Source organism: Grimontia sp. AD028, assembly GCF_000973155.1.
GTDB classification, from domain to species: Bacteria; Pseudomonadota; Gammaproteobacteria; order Enterobacterales; family Vibrionaceae; genus Enterovibrio; species Enterovibrio indicus.
On record NZ_LASY01000074.1, the window covers coordinates 26672 to 48349 of the forward strand.

Below are 21678 nucleotides of genomic sequence, written 5' to 3' on the forward strand. Positions count from 1 at the left end.
AGCAAATATGCTGGCCTTTGTTTTTCTGCAACATGGGCTATGCGATTTTGAACATCCCGATTTGTTCGGTGAGTTTCTTTGCCTGTTCATTAATACTGATGGCTGTGCCATCGGTATTGACCGTTTTCTCCGAGACAGTTTCGGAAGAACGGGCAATATTCGTCACGTTCATCGAAATTTCTTCCGTCACTGAAGACTGTTCCGTCGCCGCTGTGGCAATTTGGGTGTTCATGTCATTAATATCGACCATCATGCCTTCAATTTGTGCCAGCATTTCGTTGTTTCGGTTACAGTTTTCTACGCTGCTTGCCACAAACTGATTGGCACCTCTGATTCCGTTGACCACTTTGTCTGTTTCCGCCTGAAGTGATTCTACTTTGGCACGGATTTCTTCTGTCGATGTTTGGGTTCGAATCGCTAGCGAACGCACTTCGTCAGCAACCACCGCGAAACCGCGTCCTTGTTCACCCGCACGCGCTGCTTCTATCGCGGCATTCAGTGCCAAGAGGTTAGTTTGTTCAGCGATGCCCTGAATCACATCAAGCACGGAGCCAATTGAGTGGCTTTCGGCTGACAGTTGCTCCATGGATTGGGTTGCTTCGTTCATCTTGTCAGACAACGACGAAATTTCGTTGACCAACTGCTTACCGACATCGGCGCTTTTGCGCACTGACTGCACCACACTCTCAGAAGACTCTGAGGCGGTATTGGCAAAATTCGCGACTTCTGAAATTGATGCGTTCATCTCTGTTGCGGCAGTAGCCACCTGGCTTGAATTAGAGGCTTGTTGGTCAACCTCACCGCGCATGGAACTGATGTTTTGTTGGATATCCGAAGATGCGTCGCCAAGTGCTTTGACGGTGGCATCTGCGCCTTTGATAACCGTCATAAAGTCATCAAGCATGGTGTTCATTGATGACGAAAGCTGTGCAATTTCATCCTTTCCGCTGGCATCCAAACGCATCGTGAGGTCATGGTTTTTGGCGATGCTGGTGATACGTTGGGTGAGATTGGCAATCGGCTTATTAATGCTTGAAGCAATCACCCAAGCGCAAATGATAGCAATAGCAATAATCACGACGCCTGTAAGAGCTGCCGCCTGATACAAAGTGGACTCAAGAGCGTGAACCTCGAACAGCGCTTCTTGTTTGTTAATCTCTGAAATCAGCGCCCATTGGGTGCCAAGAATATCTATCGGTGTGTAGGCAGCGAATACATTGCTACCAAGATGATTCTCCGTAGCAACGAAGCCTTTTTCACCTGCAAGCGCCTGGCTCGCGTATGTTGAATCTATAGGCTGCTGCCCTGCAGAAGACTCTGTTGTGGCAATGCGGTCGACCTGTTTCTGTGGCACGCCAAATGTGGCAAGTAGTTTGAGGTATTCTTCTTTATCTTCAACCAACATACGAGCTTGAGAGCGCATCAGGCCGTCTGGTCCAACCAAGAAAGACTCCCCGGACTCTCCCAACCCATCTTCTCGCCACTTACCGTGGTAAGTCATAATTGTGTTAATCGTATCAATGGGCATTTGGAAAACGAGTACACCGATGTTTTTTCCATCTTTTACAATGGGGGATCCAATGAAAGAAGCGGGGCTGTCGTAGGAAGGGTAGTAGGGCTTGAAATCGACAAAGGAAAACTCGCCTTTGCCTAAACTTTTCGCACCAGTAAACGCTTCAGCAAGACCGCTGTCTTTGTAAGGGCCTGTTTGGAGGTTGGTCGCGAAGTCGAGCTCTTTGAAAACTGAGTACACGATATTGCCAGAGTTATCGACCAGAAAGATGTCGTAGTAACCAAATGACTCTAGAAAGGTGCGGTAATTGTTGTGAAAAACCTCGTGAACCTCACTGTAAGTCGTGCCATCGCTTGCCTTGTCTAACAGGTGCTTATTACCGAGTGGGTGTTCGTTTAAACCGATATATGCCTGTTGCAGAAGCAATCCGTTTTGACCAATGCTGTCGAGGTTTGAGAGGGCATCTGTACTGGCATTATTGGTTTCTCTGTACGTAGCCCCAAATTCATTTTGGTAATAGTTCTTGAGAATGTCTCCCTGCTCCGTGGTTGGGAACGTCTCTGTGGTGACACTTTGGAAGCTTTTCGCAAATTGAACCATGGCATCTTCTGTCATGGTTGAGTTGGCCAGATTGGTGAGCTGTTTACTGATGTTGACGAAATAATCTTGCACTTCCGCTTTTTTCACTTCTCTGACTGAAAGCAGTTGATTCTCCAACTGATGTTCAATCGCTAATGAGGAAGTATTGATGGCAGTTGCTGTGAGTAAACTCGCTGTCGCAATGACAGCGATAGCACTGATTGCGATAAATGCGGCTTTAATTTTTGTAGAAATTCTCATTGTCACCTTGCTCCATAAAAGAGACATGCGATCCAAATAGGTTTCTTGAAAGTGTAGGAAAACTTTTTGACAAATTGTTTACTTCGCACAGGAATCTTTGTGCGGGCTCATTAAGGTAATGAAAGTGAAGGGAATTAGTTTTCATTATTAAAAACAGAGGGATAGAAATTAAAATTAAGAAGTGAAATACGGTAAATGTGGAGGTTTGTTGGTGGGATTGTATGACTTTATGGCCTTTTCGGTTTTTGCGGTGGGTAAGAGGAATTGGACAAAGTTTATAAGCCTTTGCCCACTTTAAAATGTGTTGATAATGAATGAGGTTATGTATTTATTTGTTATTTATTGACTTCTCTAAAATGGCAACGGAGTAATACTGGTCAAATTTGTAGCCAACATCAGTCAATAGCCCAACCTGTTGAAAGCCAAACTTTTCATGCAATTTTATAGAGGCAGGGTTCGGTAAAGTAATCACAGAATAAGCTCTGGATATCGGAGAAGATAACATTTTGTCCAAAAGAGCCTCCATCAGTGCTGATCCTAAACCCTTGGCACGCACGCCGGGGTGGAGGTAGATCGTGATTTCAGAACTGACTTTGTAGGCCTGTTTTTCCCTGAATTCGCTGTTATAGGCAAATCCAATCACTTCGCCATGCTCGTTCTCTTTGACCAGTACATGGTAGTAACCCTCACTGTTTCTCAGCTTTTCCAGCCAGACTTGACGTCGTTCGATTGTCCATGGCTCGTAATCGAAAGTGATCGAGGTTTCACGCACATAGTGGTTGTAGATGTCGTTAATGGCCTGAAGATCTCCGGCCTGTACTGCTCGAATTGTCATACTGCGTCCTTGCTGAACTCAGACAGTGCTAGTTTAACTGCTGCTTCTGCATGCAGTTCAGTGGTGTCATAGAGAGGAATAGGAGTATGCTGCTGCTGGATCAACAACCCTATTTCAGTGCATCCCAATATAATACCTTCAACCCCACGGGCTTTAAGTGCATCGATAACAGAAAGATACTGTTTGCGGGAATGCGTGTTTACCTCACCTTGAACCAGTTCTTGGTAGATAACTTCGTGAACAATGTCCTGATGCCAGCCTTCCGGAACAGTCACCTGAATACCGTGGGAAGTAAGACGCTCCTTGTAGAATGGCTGTGACATGGTGAAGCGTGTGCCCAACAAACCAACATGCTTGATGCCATCTTCTTTGAGCTTCTGAGCGGTTGCATCGGCAATATGCAGGAGAGGAATGGAAATCGCGTCTTGAACTTCAGAAGCCACTTTGTGCATGGTGTTGGTACCAATCAGCATAAAGTCAGCGCCTGCGGCTTCAAGCTTTCTTGCTTCTCTTGCTAATTGTTTTGCAGATTCATCCCAGGCATCAGCGCGTTGCTGAGCCTCAATTTCGGCGAAATCGACGCTGCTCATCAGGATTTTCGCGGAGTGATGGCCACCTAAAGCTTCCCGAGTATATTGGTTCAATAACCTGTAGTAAGTCGCTGTCGACTCCCAACTCATTCCGCCAATTAAGCCAATGGTTTTCATATTCGTATCCTTACGCGGGTCTTCTCGAATATATATCGAACAAGCTGAGGAAATAAAACACTTTTTGGACGCTGAACTGAATCATTTTTTGGACGGCAAAGTGCTTTCAATTTGCGGCCCATGTTACATTGTTGGCTTTCCACCTTTGCTCATGTTGCAAAGGAGGTACTCAAATAACAGGAGTAGGTTGAGTGACTGCGATTAAACGGGCACAAATAGCACCGCAAGGGCCAGAGCTTTCGGAGCTTGTTCAAGGTTATTGGCGACTGGGTGAGTGGGGAATGTCTCCACAAGAGCGCCTGACCTTTATTAAAAAGCACCTTGAATTTGGCATTACCACGGTCGACCACGCGGACATCTACGGTGGCTATCAATGCGAAACGCTGTTTGGTGAAGCGCTGAAGCTGGAGCCTTCATTACGCGATAGCATGGAGATTGTCTCCAAGTGCGACATCAAGCTGGTGAGTCAGAGTGCACCCGAACGCAAAATTAACCACTACGACACAGGAGAAGCGCATATTCTGCAGTCAGTAGACAACAGTCTTTACCGTCTTGGCGTGGATAGTCTGGATGTGCTCTTGATCCATCGCCCTGATTGTTTGATGGATGCCGATGAAGTGGCTGGTGCATTTGAGAAGCTTCATACCGCCGGTAAGGTGAAGCACTTTGGGGTCTCTAACTTTACACCTTCTCAGTTTAACCTGCTGCAATCCCGCCTGGATAAACCGTTGGTAACGAATCAGGTCGAAATTAATCCAATTAATTTCGACGTCGCACATGATGGTACTCTGGATTTAATGCAGCAATTGCGTGTTCGTCCAATGGTGTGGTCTTGTTTGGGCGGAGGGGAGATCTTCTCTTCGGATTCTGAGCAAGCCGTTCGTCTAAGAGCAACGTTGACAGAAATTGCTGAGGAACTGGGTGTAACGATGGAGCAGGTGATTTATGGCTTCGTTATCCGTCATCCAAGTCAGCCTTTGCCAATCGTTGGTTCGGGTAAGATTGAACGCGTGGAATCTGCTGTGCGAGCAATGTCAGTCGAACTGAGTCGTGAGCAGTGGTATCGCATTTGGGTTGCAAGCAAAGGCCACGGTGTGCCGTAGACCATTTCTTATTTGCACTTCGGCGTCAGCGGTTGGTTCCATCTGAACTTATGTTGGCGCCAATTCCTTTCAACCAACTGTTGTACCAACTTCTTAGCGACTCTATGGGTCTAGGGCGGCATATGATAAAGCCTTGGAGCAACATCTCTGGGTAGTTGGAATGCAAATACTCAAACTCTTCGATTTGTTCGATTCCTTCAGCAACTAATTGGACATCGAACTTATCCATAATATTCACCAATGACTGAACAATAACCTGGCTGAACTGGTCCTGATGAATTTTGCTTATCAAGGTTCGGTCGATTTTAATCTCGGTGAAAGGCAATGTGCGCAGTTGTTGGATGTTGGTGAAACCTGTGCCGAAGTCATCAAGTGATACACCGTGTCCCCGAATTCTCAGTCTGTTAAGAGACTCCATTTGTTCAGAGCTTTTAAGCGCATATTCTTCTGTGATTTCCAGAGTGACGCGGGACTTGTCGATACCGTGTGCTTCAAACAGAAACTCCAAGCGGTTGGGCACTTCCAAATCAGCCAGTTGTGATGCTGATAAATTGAGGCTTATCGTGACATCTTCTCCAAAGATATCTGACAGCTCTTTAATGTCTGACGCTGTCATCTCAGCCAGCTGCATTGTGAGGAGGTCAATCAAGTCATTTTCAATGGCTGTTGGTATGAAACGGCCCGGTAAAATAGCGTTGGATTCACCTGGTTTTTGAATTCTAGCTAAAACTTCCAGACCTTCTACGCGATTGTTTTGTGAGTTCAATTTTGGTTGATAGTAGGGTATTACCTGTCGGTGCGTAATACAGTCGATGAGCTCAGAGGGAGACATTCTCTGGTAGTCCAGAAATTTTCTTTCTTCAAAGTGAGTCAATCTGTCCAGAGTGAGCTGCAGTGCATCTTTTTTAATGGGCTTTGCAATATTGCCCAACAGACAAACCTGCTGCTGACGAGCAATTGAACTCGCCAGTTCAATAATCCTTGCGTCCAGCCCAGACACGATTGAGACACCTCCGGTAAATTTCATTTTTCCTAAAGCTCTGATCACGGCCATTCCATCAACGGAAGGCATGTTGAGATCGGTGAATACAATATCATATTTGTTGGGCGCGCGACGTAGTTCTTCTAACGCTTTGTGGGGGTTACTGAAAGTGTGAACATTATTCTCACCAATTTCTGATAATAGAGATCTCACCATCAGTAAAATAGCTTCAGAATCGTCAACGACGAGAATGCTTCTTTCCACAGGCAATCTTCCACATAAGATTTTCGGTTATCAAATATAAAACTAGATGCTTAAAGCCAAATTTCAATCAGGTCTGAATGTGTGGATTTCTATGTTTTAGCAGCGTCTAATGCAAATATTCAATGGTTTGAAAAGGTTAGTGGTTCGGAGGCTAATTTAATCCACATAAAAAATAGTGTCTTTATTGTGAGCAGTAGAGAGTACCGTATCCGGCCAGTGGTTTTGTGACTCTTCGGATACGCTTCACCGTACGGTTTATTGGCAGGAAAATATGGAAATGAAAAAACTGGATGTGATGGAGTTAATGCTACTCGCTGCACTTTGGGGAGGCTCATTCATCCTTATTCGTTATGCAGTGCCGGACTTTGGCCCATTTGCTTTGATACTGGTGCGAGTTGGCCTCGGCGCACTGTTTTTGCTTCCGCTATTACAACTCAAAGGGCATACCGCCGCTTTCCGTGAGCATTGGTTTCACGCTTGTGTCGTTGGGCTTTTTAGTTCGGCCATTCCATTTATTCTTTTTGCCTATGCCATGGTCAGTGTGACCGGGAGTTTTGCATCTATTGTGAATGCAGGCTCGCCTATCTGGGGGGCGATTATTGCCTATCTTTGGCTTGGCGAGTCGCTGAACCGTGATCGGATATTGGGTTTGTTACTGGGTGTACTAGGGGTGATCATTCTGGTTTGGGGCAAGCTGGATTTTGGCGATCAAGGTCTGGGTTGGCCGGTCGTTGCTGTGCTGGGCGCTACTTTGATGTATGGCATCTCCGCGATTTATACCAAGCGATTCCTGACCGGTGTTCCACCATTGGTGACTGCAACAGGGAGTCAGGTTGGATCAACAATTGTTCTATTGCCTTTGGGACTGCTTTTTTGGCCAGAAACTGCGCCAGATTCTGCAGCCTGGATCGCTGCTGCCATCCTGGGGATTGCATCTACGGGCTTCGCGTACATCCTGTTTTTTAGGTTGATTAGCAGGGTAGGGCCAACCAATACGATCGCAGTCACTTTCCTTATTCCGCTATTTGCGGCGGTTTGGGGTGTTGCCTTCCTAGGGGAAATCATCACACCGAGAATGTTGGCGGGGGGATTAACGATCTTTGCTGGTACTGCCCTAACGACGGGAATAGTGAACTTCGGAAGAAGGGAAAAGCGCGCATAAAAAAGAGCCCAAATGGGCTCTTTTCGATCCTGTTTTTCATCACTCAGAGCGCACAGGCTCGGCAGATGTCAGAGGTGTCACTTCCAAAAGCGGTGCTGCGTCAATGTTGTCAGCGTTCATCATCGAAGAGATACGCTGAACAGAAGATATCAGCAGCGACTGTTCCCACTCTTCGAGAGACTGGAAGCGGGAAATGAAGCTTTCCTGCAAAGGCTTTGGAGCCTGCTCTAATGCTTTCACACCTTCAGGTGTTAAATGGGCATGAACTTTACGCTTATCCAGATTACTTCTCACACGCACAATCAGGTTACGGTTGGCCAAGCGATCAAGAATCGTGGTCGCTGTTGCCTGACTCATGTTGGTGTGGTTGGAAAGCTGACGAATGGTGACTTCGCCCAGTTCCTGGATTGCACGCATCAGAACCAACTGGGGTCCTGTCAAACCTGCTTCTTTATTCAGTTTTCTAGAATGCAGATCGATAGCGCGGATGATTTGTCGTAGTGCAACCAGAACCTCTTCGTGCTTCTCCATAGAAGCCTCTCCTTTAGACAGCAGGATGTTAAAAATCGCGGGAATTATCGGTATAAAAGATCAAGATTTAAAGACCTTTTACACAGGAATATTGCTGATAGGGCAATAAGCGTAAAAGACGGAGACTTTCATCACTGATTCACAGCAGAATGTGCGCCGTTGTTGAAGGAAAAATCCCAGCGATTATCGGATATTAACTTGTATTTCTCACCTTAACTTTAGGTCAACCTTACACCCAAGGCTCAATCTGTCTCAAGCGATGTGACACGAACCTTCTCTCGAACCTCTCATTCATCCTTGAAATAAAATGAAAGTCCCAAAACTTCAACGAATGATTATGTCTGGTTAATCTAAATGATAAAAACTATCAATATCATTTGAATTTACTCGAATGTGAATGTAATAATTGTTGCCGAACGCAACAATTTGTTACAACCACATGCATTCAAGGAATGATTATGAAGCGCTCCACTTTGGCTATTGCCAGCTCTATTTGGGTTCTTTCTTCTGTTTCAACCACTGCAATGGCGGCAACGCCGGACGAAGTCGTTAACCACTACGCAAATCTAGCTCATGCTGTTTACAGTGACGCGCAACAATCTGCGGTGAAGCTGGATTCCGCGATTGAAGCACTCATCGAATCTCCATCTCCAGCCAACCTGGATGCTGCAAAAGCGGCTTGGGTTGCTGCACGCGTACCTTATCAACAATCTGAAGTATTCCGTTTTGGTAACGCTATTGTGGACGACTGGGAAGGTCAGCTGAATGCTTGGCCACTGGATGAAGGCCTGATCGACTATGTAGCAACGGATTATCAATACGAGCTTGGTAATGGTGGTGCAGTTGCGAATATCGTGTCTAACACTAGCATTCAGGTGGGTAGCGAGAAGCTGGATGTCACCACTATTACGCCTGAGCTATTGGCTTCTTTGAATGAAATTGGTGGGTCCGAAGCGAACGTAGCGACAGGTTATCACGCTATTGAATTCTTGCTTTGGGGTCAGGATCTGAATGGCACTCTATCTGGCGCAGGTGAGCGTCCTTACACTGATTTTGCCTATGGCGAAGAATGTACCAACAACAATTGTGACCGTCGACGTGAGTACCTGAAAGCCGCTTCTGATTTGCTCATCGAAGATTTAACTTGGATGGAAAAACAATGGTCTGCGAATGAGTCAGGTAACTACCGCGAAACCCTTTTGAAAGAAGATACCACAAACGGTCTGCGTAAAATGCTGTTTGGCATGGGCTCACTTTCACTCGGTGAGTTGGCAGGCGAGCGCATGAAAGTCGCTTTAGAGGCGAATTCGACGGAAGACGAGCATGATTGTTTTTCTGACAACACGCACAACTCTCACTACTACAACGAGCAGGGTATCTACAACGTACTGACTGGCTCTTATCAGCGTATTGATGGTTCTGAACTGACTGGTCCATCCCTGCTGGATATGGTGAAGAAGAACAACGATAAAGCGGCTACACAAATCAAAGCAGATTTCGATTCTGCCCGCACTGCCGTTTACCAACTCGTAGAATCTGCTGAGAAAGATAATGTGCATTTTGACCAGCTTATTGCGTCCGACAACGCTGATGGTAACAAGCTGGTGAACAACGCCATTTCGGCATTGGTTCAACAAACCCGCAGTATTGAAACGGTCGCTGCGGAATTAGGGATTTCCAACCTGAACCCTGACAGCGCTGATCATCAGTTCTGAGTTTGATTCTTGTGTCTTATTGAGCCTCCTCTCGCGGGAGGCTTCTGTCGTTTAGCTGGTTTCAATGTCGTTATGAAATATATTCTTTTCGCTTTTGCTGTTATTGCCTGTTCCGCCAACGCCTCTGCTATTAAATCCGGCGGAGATACCACGACCAACAAGCAAGGTGTCAATGCCTTCTCACAACCTGCCACCAATCTTCCTATGATTGAGCGCATCGACTTCAGCGTCGGTAACAGCTTTTTCAGAAACCCTTGGGTAAGTGCGCCTGCTTCGACAGATGCAAGAGATGGACTGGGCCCACTTTTCAACACCAATGGTTGCCAGAACTGCCATATCAAAGATGGGCGCGGTCATCTACCTAAACCAGGCGATGACAACGCCGTATCTATGCTTATCCGTCTTAGTATTCCGGCAATGACAGATGCCCAGAAAAAAGCGCTGATCATGTCAGGTAACATTCCTGACCCGGTTTATGGAGGCCAACTCCAGGACTTCGCACTTCCGGGGGAGAAGCCAGAAGGTCGGATTGCTCTACGTTTCGAGAAACACAATGAAACGTTTAAAGACGGTTATTCAGTAGAGCTTCGAAAGCCTGTTATCACTATCGAAGAGCTCAATTACGGAGATATGCACCCTCAGATAGAGAAATCTGTTCGTATCGCGCCACCTATGATTGGTCTTGGTTTGCTTGAGTCTGTCACTGAGCAAACGATGAGAGATATTGCCGCAGCGCAACTCAACGAGGGCAAAGGCGTATCAGGGCGTCCAAATGAAGTGTGGGATGTTCTGCAGGAAAAAACCGTCGTTGGCCGCTTTGGGTGGAAAGCTGGACAGCCTACCTTGATGCAGCAAAACGCGGCGGCATTTAATGGCGACCTTGGCTTAACCAGTGCTTTATTCCCAGCGGAGAATTGCACTTCCGCCCAAACACTCTGTGAACGGCTGCCAAATGGCGGTAACCCTGAAGTCACAGAAAAAGTGCTTAATTTCGTTGAGTTCTATTCCCAGCATCTAGCTGTGCCTATGCGTCGAAACCTCGATGATCCCAAAGTGCAACTAGGGGAGAAACTCTTCACCGACGCAGGCTGTGAAAGTTGCCATCAATCAACGCTTCAAACCGGAGAGCGCACTGATAGGCCAGCTCTGAGCAATCAAACCATTCATCCCTATACGGATTTGCTGCTTCACGACATGGGCGAAGGATTGGCAGACAACCGTGGTGAATTCATTGCTAACGGACAGGAATGGCGAACCGCGCCGTTATGGGGCTTGGGCTACACCGAAGAAGTGAATGGACATACCGAGTATCTGCATGATGGGCGAGCAAGAAACGTAATGGAAGCGGTTCTGTGGCATGGCGGCGAAGCCGAGAGCAGCAAACAAAACGTGTTGGGATTCGATAAAACCCAGCGCGAAGCCCTTATTGCGTTCCTGAATTCGTTGTAGGAGTGGTAGCCATGTTTATTCAATCACCAATGAAAACACTAACGCTTTGCGTGACGCTGTCACTATTATCGGGTTGTTTCAGTGAAGCCGCAGTGAAAGAGAGTGACTTGGTAATGTGGGATATGCAAAAGCAATCCACTAAGCGATTTCTCGATGCTGCACGAGCGTTGGAAGGAAGTGTAAGTGGACTCTGCGAAGCACCTTCTGAAGAAACACTAAATGAAGCCCAGAGCAAGTGGATCGAAACCATGAGCGCTTGGCAGTCTTTTGTGGGAGGGAATTCTGGCAACGAAGCGGCGATGTCGATCAGTTGGAACATCCAGTTTTATCCTGACAAGAAAAACACTACGGGCCGCCAGTTGACCCAGCTTTTGAAGAAAGATGCGGTTCCAACTGCTGACGAACTGGCTCAGCAAAGTGTTGCTGTGCAAGGGCTTGGGGCGATTGAATGGTTGCTGTTTGACGGGGCAGATGTCGAGTCCATGAAAATGCGTTGTCCTCTTACGCTGTCGGTAGTCGGTCGTACTGTGAAATCAGCAGAGGCGCTGGACAGCGCGTGGCAGGTCAACCCTTGGAATGACCTGACTGGGAAGCAACTGGAAGCAGAGATGCTTCGCAGCGTGACCTCCCAACTCGATGCAATTTCAAAGACCTTATCATTACCAATGGGCAAGCCGGGTTTCCCCAAGCCTTATCAGGCTCAGGCTTGGCGCTCTGGTCAATCGAATGCGTTTTTGAAGGCTGGACTGAAGTCTTTGCAACAGCGTTACAAATCCACTCTTCAACCACTGTTGGTTGAAAAAGGACATACCGAACTTGCTAACCGTTTGGATTTCCATTTCGAGTCTGCGGTGAAAAGTGTGCCGGAAAGCATGTCAATGGCACCGCTGTTGGCAGATAAGTCGGGTTATCAGTCATTGATGATTGTTGCAAACAACATCGATTACCTGCAAACCGCACTGAGTGACGAAGTAGGGCCAACGTTGGGTTTGGTGGTTGGGTTTAATTCAACGGATGGAGACTAAAGGGTGAGTGTAAGCCAAAAACGCCGTCGCTTGCTATTGTCTTCATTAGGTTTGCTTACTACAGGAGCTTTAGCAGGTGGTTGGCGCGTTTATCAGAATGAAGCCGATAAAGCCAAGCCAGCGTTTCTTGGCTGTGCCAAAGCATCAGACGGAAGTTTCGCGGTAACGGCAGTAAATACAAATGGAGAGGTTTGCTTCCAAACCTCATTACCCGGGCGTGGGCACGGCATAGCAATAAACCAGAATAGGTCGTTTGCCTATGTGTTTGCGCGGCGTCCAGGACAATTCATTGAAAGCGTCGATCTGGAAACAGGCGCAGTTCTCCACACGACTTCTCCGCCAGCTGGAAAATTCTTCTACGGGCACGGCGACGTACTCGGTAACCAACTCTTTGTCGTAGAAGGAGATATCGCAACCAGTGAAGGCAGTATTGGCGTTTATCACACCCATCGAGATGGCTCACTGACCCGTATACGTGAAATTTCTGGCTTTGGTATCGGTCCTCATGAAATGAAGGTTATCAATGGCACTACTCTGGCAGTCGCTGTTGGTGGGATACGCACTGAAGGCAGGAAGAAATTGAACCTGGATTCGATGCAACCGTCATTGGTACTGATGGATATCGAGTCAGGACAGGTAAAAGAGAAACACACCTTAGAAGATCCAAAACTGAGTATCCGCCACCTGGCGTTGAGCCCAAAAGGAGATGTGGTGATTGCGCAGCAATATCAAGGAGACGCTGAGAACATCGTTCCATTATTGGCAATAAAACAACATAGGCGTGACATTACCCCTTTAAAGGCCAGTAGAGAACAGTGGACGCGTTTTCAGCAATACATTGGCAGTGTTGCGTGTACAGAATCGCAGATAGTTGCGACTTCTCCACGTGGAAATTGTTTTGGAATTTGGGACTTAGCCTCAGGCGTACTTACTGAGATGGGATCATTGTTCGATGCCTCGGGTGCGGCTGCGGTGAAGGACCGCTTTGCTCTTAGTGCGGGTAGTGGGCGATTAGTCATACGTAATCATCAAAAAAGTATTGCTTTTCAGTCTTCTAGCGTAGTTTGGGATAATCATTGGGTCATGCTTTAGGATGATGCTTTTCTAACCCTTTGTTTTCCAATATTCATAAAAATTCCGCCAACGAAAATTGCGCCATTTGCCATACTATGATCTCTAACCGGAGGTAGCGCATGTTTTCTGCTCGTACGCTTATCAAGGCACTGTTTGTATATGTTGCCATGCCATTGGCCGCTAACGCATTGGAAACTATGGAGTCACCTAATAGTGTCTCTAAAGAAGCCGTGCTGTGGGTCAAACAGGCCGAGCCGGAACCAGGTGTCGTCAATTTCACTTATGACGTCGCTAAAATTTATGAATATTTCTCTTATGCTCCTATCTGGCACGACTACCGCGCGAAAGACGAGCTTGAAACCCAGATAAACATTATCTCTCTGGCTGGGATCAGTCAGGATTTTGAATGGCGTGCGGTTATCTTGCGTCAGCTAAGAGCCAGTGGTGACTGGCGTGCGTACGACGTATTCGCCACTGACAGCCTTCTTGCACTGATTGGCTACATCGAATCGATTCCTGAATTTGGCAAGAGTTGGTATTTCGGTACGGATATCAGTGAGGCTTTGCCGCGCCCAACGCTCACTCAAACCAATAATCTGATTGTTTCTGCCAGCAGAAACGAACTTTATGAGTTTGTGTTTAAGTTGCGTCCGGATACGCCTCAGTACCGTGAAATGGCAAAAGCGATTGTTGCTCTTCAGGATCAAGAATCCATGTACTGGCCGAAGGTGACGCAGGGTGGGCTGATCAAGCACGGCGCAAAGCTCGAAAATCCGGATAACCTCATCACCAATCTTGAGCGCCAGGGTGTTTTGAGTACCTATGACGCGCAACGCCTGAAGATAGAGCAAGTGGGTTTTTACAATGCCGTGTTGGTTGAAGCAGTCAAACGTTTTCAAGAAAGACATGGCTTGAAGCGAGATGGTGTTATCGGCAACAAGACGCGTCGTTGGTTGAATATGTCGGTGAACTCCAGGATCCAAATTCTTGCCTTGAATATGGAGCGTCTGCGTTTGTGGCCGACAGATCGTGAAAAAATCATTCTGGTAAACATTCCAAACTACGAAATGGAACTGTGGATGGACAGCCAACTTGTGCTCGACAGCAAAGTGGTTGTGGGTCGACCAAGCCGAAGGACGCCACTGTTTGAATCGCGCCTAGATTCCGTTGTCTTTAATCCGAGTTGGAATGTGCCAGTTAAGATCATGCGTGAAGACATTTTACCTAAGGTGCAACAGGACAACGAATATTTGGATAAACACTCTTATACCGTCCTGAGTAGCTGGGTAAATGGGTCCGTGATTTCCTCTGAGGAGATTGATTGGGAGAGCGTGAGCCCGAATAATTTCCCATACCGTCTTCAGCAGTCGCCGGGTAACTTCAATGCACTTGGTCGCTACAAGTTCAATACGCCCAATGGCAATGCTATCTATTTGCATGACACGCCAGCCAAAGGTTTGTTCAGCAAATCGCGCCGCGCATACAGCTCAGGCTGCATCAGAGTGCAGAAAGCGGAGATATTGGCGCAGGTGTTGTTGAGCCGGTCTGGGTTGGAGTTTGGCGACTACGAATATTACCAGCGTATTCCCGAGACTAAGTGGGTATCGCTGCGTAAGAAGATCCCTGTTCATACCATTTATCAGACTGCATGGGTGAATGACGACGGTGAAGTACAGTTTCGTGAAGACGTCTACCACTACGACGCGCGCCCAAAGCGTAATGCAGCCTTTTCATTAACCGCTAAAAACCAACAGTCTTAACCGCTTCAAACCGGATTGTGGTGAGTGTCAGTGTGATGCTTACCACAATTGCATATTTTTACACTCTCCTGACAATGTCTAAAACCTGCTGAAAATCATCAGGAAACGGTGCCATTTACAGCAGTTCGCTCATTATCGAGACATTTTGGGGTTTGATTAACGTTTTCATTGTCGATAAATTCCAACTGTTTTTAAGAGTTGCCACAGGAAAAGCGCGGGATTTGGCGTAGTTAGCAACTCTGATTGTTTATTTAGTACTTTGTGGGAAATTGTTAGTTGTTATGGACGGTTTGGATACCCAACGTCGTCGCCTAATACTGGGCGGTGCGGCGTGTTTAGTGGCGGCAGCCTTACCTCAAACGGCGCTCGCTCTGCCGTTGGCAGTCGGTAAACCACGAAATATAGACATGTTGAGCATTAATACCGGTGAACATGCTGATGTTTGCTATTTCAACGGTAAGCAGTATGTAGACAAAGAATTGGCTGTGCTGAATCAGCTATGCCGTGATCACAGACGTAATGTTTCTACCGAGATGGATCCGAAACTCTACGATCAACTTGCGGCGATTTATGACCTTGTCGATGCCAGAAACCCAATCACTATGGTGTCGGGTTATCGTTCCCCAGCGACCAATGAAATGCTGCGTAAAAATGGCGGTGGTCAGGCTAAGAAGAGTTACCACACCACAGGACAGGCCATCGACTTCTTCATTGAAGATGTGTCTCTGTCTAAATTGCGCAAAGTCGCCCTGGAGCTTCAGGCTGGTGGCGTTGGTTATTATCCGCGTAGCGGCTTCATTCATATTGATACTGGGCCGGTTCGTAGCTGGTCATAACTATCGAAGATTTAAAAAGGCGCCTCGGCGCCTTTTTCAGTTCTTAAACCAGTTCGATTTCTCTCAGGTGCGGAGAGATGTACCTCTGACGTTTCTTCTCCTTCAGCTTGGTCATATCCACCATCACTAAGCCATCAATGCAGTCGGCAAAGTCCGGGTCGATACTGAAATCCAGAAACTGTACGCCGCCCGGTTCGCACAGCTCACTGTACTGTTTGTAGAGGGTAGGAATGCCCGTCCCCAGGTTATCGAGCAGCATTTTGAGTGTCTTCAGATCTTTCTGATAGTCATCGCCACAAAAATGGACAAGCAGTTCATGTTCTTTCTGGCTGTCGATATTGAAAGGGCGCTTGGAACGCGCGATGGTCGCATGTGCACCAAAGTAGGTGCTGTAGAAGAAAATCAGTAACTCCTTCGCGGCCTGTGGCATGGCATTGCTGATGGTGACCGGGCCAAAGAGATAGCGGTAATGAGGGTGCTTCGCCAGAAATGCACCAATTCCCAACCAGAGGTAATCCAGACTGCGCTTGCCCCAGTATTTGGGTTGCACAAAGCTTCTTCCAAGCTCCAAACCTTTGTTCAGCACGTCTGACATGCCATCTCCGTAGTCGAACAAGGTATGGGTATACACCGCCTTTAGCCCATGCTGCGCGATAACGGCTTGGGTATCACAGAAGCGATAAGCGCCGACAATGTCCATGGCTTTGGGGTCCCAAAGCACTAGGTGGAAATAATGTTGGTCGTATTTGTCGATATCGCGGCGTTGCCCTGTGCCTTCACCCACGGCGCGGAACGCCACTTCACGCAAACGGCCAATTTCACGCATGACATGGGATTCGTCTTTGTATCTATAGAGGTAGATGGATTTTCCATCGGGTGTTTCGCCCAGTCGCTCGCTCTGTTCCAATTCTTTTGCCAGTTTCAATCTTGGCTCGGGGGAAGCGATAGCCGACTCGGTGGGGAATTCACCTGGCTTGCCTTTGGCGATGCTGTAAAGATGCTTTCGGAACAGCTTCACTCGCGTTTTTGGGGGAAGATTGGCGCTGGCATGATAGCTGGCAAACGGAATGGCCTCGCCAATGGTCAGATTGATGGTGTTGTTTTCCTGTCCAAACATTTCGTTGACCAGCAGCAGGGTAGACAAGGGTTTGTAGACCATGGAAGCGCCATAAAACACCGCTGAGTTTCGACCATCAACATGAATAGGTAATATCGGCGCTTTGGCTTTGGTCGCCATTTTCAGAAAACCATGATGCCAGGCTTTGTCTTTCACACCGGTCGGGCTGAAGCGAGAGACCTCACCTGCGGGGAAAATAATCAGCGCGCCGTCATTTTGCAGCCATTCATCAATCTTGCGCAGATTCTCTTTTGGCGTTTTCCCAGACATATTATTCACTGGCAGCAAACAGTTGTGCATTGGTTCAATCTGCATTAATAAGTTGTTAGCGACCGCTTTGACATCCGGCCGAATTTCACGAACCAGTTTTAGCAATGCGAGGCCGTCAAGCGAACCGATGGGATGGTTGGCGATAATCACGACGCGGCCAGTGGAAGGAATACGTTCTCGTTCGCGGTCGCTGGTGGCATGGCTGAAATGAAAATAATCCAGCACCTGTTCGACGAACTCAAAGCCTCTCAGATAAGGGTATTTTTCCGCAAAGCTCTGAAACGCTTCCTCGTGAAGTAAGCGACGAAGTGTTGAGCTGACAGGGCGAGAAATCCAGCGCTTGTCAGCGATCTTTGGGTAGTTCTTTGTAATGACATCATCAATGCTAAACATATCTTTCCTTTTGCCCTCGAACGGTGTTTATCGCTCATCAGGCTGCTTCTATGCTTTCTTTCTCTTCACGGAATCTATTCATTTCTGGGTCGACAAAGGCGTCAGTTTCCGCAAGTAATGTGGATTTTTCAGTCCATCGGATAAGCTGAATGGTGCCATCGTGCTGTTCGAGCAAAGCGGTGCAGTTTTCAATCCAGTCGCCATCGTTGAAGTAGAAAGTGCCTTCCAACCGCTTAATATCCGGGTGATGAATGTGTCCACATACAATGGCGTCGGCACCACGCCGTCTTGCGAATTGCACTGCAGCATTTTCGAAACGCTGAATGGCGACATTGGCGGAACTTACTTTTGACTTGATGTATGAGGCTAGGGACCAGTACTGGAATCCGGCCTTGCGACGAAGCCTTGCCCACCATCTGTTCAGGAAAAGCAGGAAGTCGTAGCCGACATAGCCGGCGATTTCCGTCAATCGGCTGTGACATACGGCGTTATCGAACTCATCGCCGTGCACGGCGATAATACGTTTTCCGGTGACGGTTTCATGCTCGAAACGGGCACGTACTTCGATACGTCCAAAATCGAACTTGAGATAGTCCCGTACTGCGACGTCATGGTTTCCGGGAATGTAGATGAGGCGTGTGCCATCGTGAGCACGTTTTAAGAGGAGAGAAAGCACCTGACTGTGGGATTCCGGCCAGTGGTGGCTGGACTTCATCGAGTAAAAGTCGACGATATCACCAACAAGTACGATGGTTTCTGCGGTATGTCGATTTAAAAAATCGAGCAGGTATTGCGCTTTACAATCCTTGTTTCCCAGGTGCAGATCGGAAATCCACACGGTTCGCACAGAGATAGGGTTCATAGGCATCCATTTGATGATCAAAACGAATCAACTGTCGATGCTCAATGTAGTGCGCTTACATGAAGGCGAGTTGTCAAAGGGGTGACATACTGGTGTCAGACTGTTTGCAAATTGATGACAAAATCAGCGGAATTCTTTCCAATTCCTTGATCATATTGAACTTCATTGAATTGAGATTGGCGTGTGTCAATGCGCCCCTCTAAAGGAACGGTTCTCGTTAAAATGAGAACGCGGGCGTGATATGCTTTCGCTGATTATTGCATTTATACGGATTTTCTTATGGCTTTGAAGTACGAAATCGTTCCTGTGACAGGGTTTCAGCAAAACTGTTCCATCATCTGGTGTGATAAAACCAACGAAGCGGCGCTGGTTGACCCTGGTGGTGACGTGTCCAAACTGGTGGCAAAGGTTAACGAACTCGGTGTGAACGTGGTTAAAGTGCTTCTGACTCATGGCCATTTGGATCATGTTGGTGGAACTGAAGAAGTCCGCGCGGCTTACAACGTGCCTGTGATTGGCCCAGAAAAGCAAGATGCGTTCTGGCTGCAGGCGCTGCCAGCGCAAAGCGAAATGTTTGGTTTTGCGCGTACAGAAGCGTTTGATCCAGACCAATGGTTGCAAGACGGCGATGAGGTGACACTGGGCGAAAGCGTACTGAAAGTGATTCACACACCAGGTCATACGCCTGGTCACGTTGTGCTTTTCAGTGAAGAAGATCGTATGGCGTGGGTCGGTGATGTTCTGTTCAATGGCAGCATTGGCCGCACTGACTTCCCTAAAGGGGACCATGCAACCTTGATCAGTTCAATCAAGGACAAGCTGTTCCCTCTGGGCAACGACATCACTTTCGTGCCTGGTCATGGTCCTACATCAACGTTCGGTATTGAGCGTCAGCAAAATCCGTATGTCGCGGATAACATGCCTATCTGGTAAAAATTTTTTATTCTTCTGCGGGTGCTCTGCCCGCAGAAGCCAAGTACTGCCTTGTTAGCCCCACAAAATCTTCTAGCGGCCTGTCCAACAAGTCTTCACTGACAAACACGTCATACCCCAGTAACTCTCGGGTGTACTTCATTCTGTTCGCCAACATCGCCACCAGACCTTTGTAAACCTTACCACTGGCCGATGTGTAAGGCGTGTCGTCAAACATCATGTCTTCGAGTTTGCTGCTCATCGGTTCTTCGGCGCGTCGGTAGGCGCTGAGCAAGAGTCCGCGCTGCTCCATGATGATTTGGCCTGCAAGGCGATAACTGATGCCTTCAAGGAACGGCTCATAGTCTTTGAGCCTCACACCGAACCAAGGCAAAGACTGGTGCCAGCCTTCATGGGAAACGGAAGGAATGCCAATTTGATAGATATTGCGCCATTTAAGGCTCCAGCCCCCTTTAGGCGTGTGGTGCTGAATGTGCATGTCAGACAGTGAAAAGGAGAGGCGTTGCTGGTCAATCACATAGCCAATATATACACCCAGTGATCCGAGAAGGCAGAGCCCAATCAGAGCGGGAACAGGTTTCACCTGCGGGTTGAGCAAAATAAATGTCACCACCACCATGGCCAAAATCAACACGGCGATACGGAAATATTTGCCTATCTGCTGGTGGGGAGGATAAATCAGCAATCGTTTACTCACTGGGTTGGTACTTTCCTTGTATTACTTCTCTAAAGCTTAGTTCGATCACCGAATACTATCGGTCGAATTCCAAACAAAATAAAGTGTAGTTTCCGACACTTGGCTCAACTTTCATTCTCAGTCGTCGTTAGTGCTACAAAACGCGGGGGATTTTTGATATAAAACGCGCTTTGTTTTTAACTCTGCTTGATACCGAAGCGGTGATAAAAGGCTGGTTTAGGGAAGTAAAACAAGGCTTTTGCCTTCCCAAACGGGCTTTTGGAACGAGTATTCGCTTTCGAAGACTGTCGGTAAATTTCAATGCAGTACGTCGGAGTAGGACGATTTAATGAAGATCTCTCACAAACGTAAAGTTCAACTTAAGCTTCAGAAACACATCAAAGCAGCAAAATCTGCATCAGCAGTTGTTGCGAAGAAAGAAGCGCCAGTAAAAGCAGTTAAAGCTGAAAAGCCGGCAGTTGAGCAAAAAACTGAAGCACCAGCAAAAGTGGTTGCAGACGTTTCACTGACCCCAAAACAACAGCAAGTGTTGGACATCGTTCGTCAGAACGCAGAAGGTATCAACCCTAAAGGTATCGGTCTGGCAGCAGGTCAGGAAGATTCTAAAGCGGCATCTTGGGCGACAGGCGCGCTGAAGAAGCTGGCTGAAGAAGGTGTTGTAGAGCGTATCCAATCTGGTAACAAAGTACTGTACAAAGCACTTTAATCGCGCACAGATCGTAAGTTTGAAGAACCAGCCTCCGGGCTGGTTTTTTTGTAGCCTCTTTTCGGTGGTTTTTAACTCGGTGTTAAAGCGCTGTAGATAAGATTGATGATTTTTCTGGACAACATAAATTTATCGCTGATCAAGCCCAAAGTTCTTGTTTATTTGCGAGATTAATCTCGAAAAACACATATAGTGAGTGATAAGTTGAACATTAACCAAGCGACTTCTCTCTCGCTTTAAGGCATTAAAGAACAGCTTTTGAATCGTCAGTTTGGCACTTAAAAGCAATGGGCGAAATGAGAAGTAGTCGCTTGGAATATCTCAAGAATAATGAAAGCAACGGGATTTGCTATGACGGGATATTTAGACAGTACAAATAAGCAAAACCAGCATGTCGTGAGCTTTGACTATACACAGTTTCTGTGTGAATCCAGCCGCCAACATTGGACGTTTTTTGAAGCTCTTACAGCGCAGTTGGGCCGATTTAAGAGAAAACAGATCGAAACATACGAAGGTTTTTTTCCAAGCGAGGCCTTCACCTTATCGGTGACACATTCTCTTTCATCGCTCTACAGCGATGTTTCTAACCTTGTCACACTGGTGGAAGAAGCGAAACGCCAGCACATTGAAACGTTGAACATCTTTCTACCTTACGCACTCGATGCTGCTGAGTTGGAGAAAATACGCCGGAAGACGGGCGCTCTCGTTACTCAACATGAAGGTGACAGAGATTTTCTGCAGATCATGCTTTATACCCAAACGACCTGAAGATGCTCGCCTTCAGAGGCCATCAATGCGTTCAATTCGAGGCAAATACCACGAGGAATAGTCGTTCTATTTCCGTGGTATTTAACAAAGAAGTGGGCGCATTGATGGCCTCCCTCCGGGCGAGTTGACTGACGCC

The 21678-nt window shown here is 47.2% G+C and carries 19 protein-coding genes; 11 read left to right on the top strand and 8 right to left on the bottom strand.

The features are described 5' to 3' along the window. Positions 1 to 37 precede the first annotated feature (37 nt). The 3 genes from RN22_RS16515 to RN22_RS16525 all read right to left on the bottom strand — a co-directional run bounded on the left by RN22_RS16515 (position 38) and on the right by RN22_RS16525 (position 3895). Complete coding sequence (locus RN22_RS16515) at positions 38 to 2353, bottom strand: methyl-accepting chemotaxis protein (RefSeq protein ID WP_046305881.1); 2316 nt, start codon at positions 2351 to 2353, stop codon at positions 38 to 40. Positions 2354 to 2681: 328 nt separating this feature from the next. Further along, positions 2682 to 3188, bottom strand: a complete 507-nt coding sequence (locus RN22_RS16520) for a GNAT family N-acetyltransferase (protein WP_046305883.1) — start codon at positions 3186 to 3188, stop codon at positions 2682 to 2684. After that, entirely contained in the window at positions 3185 to 3895 is a 711-nt protein-coding gene (locus RN22_RS16525; RefSeq protein WP_046305885.1) for an aspartate/glutamate racemase family protein, read from the bottom strand. The genes RN22_RS16520 and RN22_RS16525 overlap by 4 nt, the downstream gene beginning before the upstream one ends. A gap of 191 nt (positions 3896 to 4086) precedes the next feature. Here RN22_RS16525 and RN22_RS16530 point away from each other — a divergent pair, with 191 nt between their 5' ends. Beyond that, positions 4087 to 4998, top strand: a complete 912-nt coding sequence (locus RN22_RS16530; RefSeq protein WP_046305887.1) for an aldo/keto reductase family oxidoreductase — start codon at positions 4087 to 4089, stop codon at positions 4996 to 4998. A gap of 25 nt (positions 4999 to 5023) precedes the next feature. Here the strand turns inward: RN22_RS16530 and RN22_RS16535 are convergent, their stop codons facing one another. Next, positions 5024 to 6250 carry an EAL domain-containing protein gene (locus tag RN22_RS16535; RefSeq protein ID WP_156168221.1) on the bottom strand — a complete coding sequence of 409 codons (1227 nt, stop codon included), beginning with the start codon at positions 6248 to 6250 and terminating at the stop codon, positions 5024 to 5026. Positions 6251 to 6521: 271 nt separating this feature from the next. On the opposite strand from RN22_RS16535, the gene RN22_RS16540 reads away from it, so the two are divergent. After that, positions 6522 to 7406 (top strand): DMT family transporter, encoded by an 885-nt coding sequence (locus RN22_RS16540; RefSeq protein WP_231590919.1) that lies wholly within the window; start codon positions 6522 to 6524, stop codon positions 7404 to 7406. 39 nt (positions 7407 to 7445) lie between these two features. Here RN22_RS16540 and RN22_RS16545 read toward each other — a convergent pair whose 3' ends face one another. Beyond that, entirely contained in the window at positions 7446 to 7937 is a 492-nt protein-coding gene (locus tag RN22_RS16545) for a MarR family winged helix-turn-helix transcriptional regulator (protein ID WP_002540528.1), read from the bottom strand. 458 nt (positions 7938 to 8395) lie between these two features. Here RN22_RS16545 and RN22_RS16550 point away from each other — a divergent pair, with 458 nt between their 5' ends. From RN22_RS16550 to RN22_RS16575, 6 genes are all read left to right on the top strand, one after another. Beyond that, the gene (locus RN22_RS16550) at positions 8396 to 9652 is read left to right on the top strand and encodes an imelysin family protein (RefSeq protein ID WP_046305892.1); all 1257 of its coding nucleotides are present in this window, start codon (positions 8396 to 8398) and stop codon (positions 9650 to 9652) included. A gap of 72 nt (positions 9653 to 9724) precedes the next feature. Next, positions 9725 to 11101 (top strand): di-heme oxidoredictase family protein, encoded by a 1377-nt coding sequence (locus tag RN22_RS16555; protein WP_046305894.1) that lies wholly within the window; start codon positions 9725 to 9727, stop codon positions 11099 to 11101. A gap of 11 nt (positions 11102 to 11112) precedes the next feature. After that, positions 11113 to 12126 carry an imelysin family protein gene (locus RN22_RS16560; protein WP_046305897.1) on the top strand — a complete coding sequence of 338 codons (1014 nt, stop codon included), beginning with the start codon at positions 11113 to 11115 and terminating at the stop codon, positions 12124 to 12126. Positions 12127 to 12129: 3 nt separating this feature from the next. After that, the gene (locus RN22_RS16565; RefSeq protein ID WP_046305900.1) at positions 12130 to 13218 is read left to right on the top strand and encodes a DUF1513 domain-containing protein; all 1089 of its coding nucleotides are present in this window, start codon (positions 12130 to 12132) and stop codon (positions 13216 to 13218) included. Positions 13219 to 13319: 101 nt separating this feature from the next. Continuing rightward, positions 13320 to 14960, top strand: coding sequence for a murein L,D-transpeptidase (locus tag RN22_RS16570; protein ID WP_046305901.1), 1641 nt, complete (start codon positions 13320 to 13322; stop codon positions 14958 to 14960). A 281-nt stretch (positions 14961 to 15241) separates the two neighbouring features. Then, positions 15242 to 15796 carry a DUF882 domain-containing protein gene (locus RN22_RS16575; protein WP_046305903.1) on the top strand — a complete coding sequence of 185 codons (555 nt, stop codon included), beginning with the start codon at positions 15242 to 15244 and terminating at the stop codon, positions 15794 to 15796. 43 nt (positions 15797 to 15839) lie between these two features. On the opposite strand, the gene RN22_RS16580 is transcribed toward RN22_RS16575, so the two are convergent. Further along, positions 15840 to 17576: a lysophospholipid acyltransferase family protein gene (locus tag RN22_RS16580; RefSeq protein ID WP_046305906.1), complete on the bottom strand. Its 1737-nt coding sequence runs from the start codon at positions 17574 to 17576 to the stop codon at positions 15840 to 15842. A gap of 37 nt (positions 17577 to 17613) precedes the next feature. Continuing rightward, the gene (locus tag RN22_RS16585) at positions 17614 to 18438 is read right to left on the bottom strand and encodes a UDP-2,3-diacylglucosamine diphosphatase (protein ID WP_046305910.1); all 825 of its coding nucleotides are present in this window, start codon (positions 18436 to 18438) and stop codon (positions 17614 to 17616) included. A gap of 279 nt (positions 18439 to 18717) precedes the next feature. Here RN22_RS16585 and RN22_RS16590 point away from each other — a divergent pair, with 279 nt between their 5' ends. Continuing rightward, entirely contained in the window at positions 18718 to 19371 is a 654-nt protein-coding gene (locus tag RN22_RS16590) for an MBL fold metallo-hydrolase (protein WP_046305912.1), read from the top strand. Positions 19372 to 19378: 7 nt separating this feature from the next. Here RN22_RS16590 and RN22_RS16595 read toward each other — a convergent pair whose 3' ends face one another. Beyond that, entirely contained in the window at positions 19379 to 20068 is a 690-nt protein-coding gene (locus RN22_RS16595; protein WP_046305914.1) for a DUF2982 domain-containing protein, read from the bottom strand. 328 nt (positions 20069 to 20396) lie between these two features. Here RN22_RS16595 and RN22_RS16600 point away from each other — a divergent pair, with 328 nt between their 5' ends. Beyond that, entirely contained in the window at positions 20397 to 20774 is a 378-nt protein-coding gene (locus RN22_RS16600; protein ID WP_002540541.1) for a hypothetical protein, read from the top strand. Positions 20775 to 21104: 330 nt separating this feature from the next. Next, the gene (locus RN22_RS16605) at positions 21105 to 21542 is read left to right on the top strand and encodes a hypothetical protein (RefSeq protein WP_231590920.1); all 438 of its coding nucleotides are present in this window, start codon (positions 21105 to 21107) and stop codon (positions 21540 to 21542) included. Positions 21543 to 21678: the final 136 nt, after the last annotated feature.